Consider the following 260-nt stretch of genomic DNA (forward strand, 5'->3'; position numbering starts at 1 on the left):
TCAGTAAGTCCAACAGTGCTTGAGTTGGATGTTCATTAGGGCCATCGCCACCGTTGATGACAGGAACATCGGAACCAGTTGCAAACTCGGCTACTGAGCCTGCGTCTGGGTGGCGCATTGCCACGGCGTCAGCATAAGCTGAAATCACACGGGCGGTATCATACAAAGATTCGCCTTTTGCCAGTGCTGAGCTTTGCATACCTGTGGTTTCACGAACTAGGCCGCCCAGCAGGTTAAATGCGGTGCCGAAACTTACGCGT

At 53.1% G+C, this 260-nt stretch carries 1 pseudogene; it reads right to left on the minus strand.

The features are described from left to right. Positions 1–260: pseudogene (locus tag CWC11_RS22485) on the minus strand (aspartate carbamoyltransferase); the annotation flags it as partial.

It is taken from the genome of Pseudoalteromonas sp. S3178, assembly GCF_005886985.1.
GTDB lineage: Bacteria > Pseudomonadota > Gammaproteobacteria > Enterobacterales > Alteromonadaceae > Pseudoalteromonas > Pseudoalteromonas carrageenovora.